Annotated in this window: 1 protein-coding gene; it reads right to left on the bottom strand. The window is 48.6% G+C overall.

The window, feature by feature from the left end; all coding sequences use genetic code 11:
• The coding region (locus R7Z50_RS30070) for a thiamine pyrophosphate-dependent enzyme (protein WP_318150096.1) at positions 1 to 554 on the bottom strand (554 nt) is incomplete at both ends.

The following is a 554-nucleotide window of genomic DNA, read 5'->3' as shown; positions in this document are numbered from 1 at the left end:
CATCACGATACTCGTTCACCAACTGCGTTGCAGTTTCAATATCCGACTCATTCTTATCAATCAGAACATCGGCGTACAGTTTACGAGGAGTTGGGTGCTTTTTGATTTTTTGGTACATCAACGGCTGAGTCGCGTTCGGTTCATCCGCTTCGTTGTGACCATGACGACGGTAACAAACCAAATCAATCACGACATCACGCTTGAACTCGTTGCGGTAATCCAGTGCAAGGCGAGTAACAAAAGCAACCGCTTCTGGATCATCGGCGTTAACGTGGAAAATCGGTGCCTGAACCATCTTAGCGATGTCAGTACAATACATGGTTGAACGAGTGTCACGCGGGTTAGACGTTGTAAAGCCAACCTGGTTGTTTACAACAATACGAACCGTACCGCCAACGCAGAAACCACGAGCAAGTGACATGTTGAACGTTTCAGCCACTACACCTTGGCCAGCAATCGCAGAGTCACCATGAATAGTGATAGGAAGAACTTTGCTGCCGTGGTTGTCACCCAAACGGTCTTGACGTGCACGCACGGAACCGATAACCACTGGG

The organism is Vibrio sp. 1249-1 (assembly GCF_033340495.1).
This window is presented reverse-complemented; position numbering and strand designations above follow the sequence as displayed.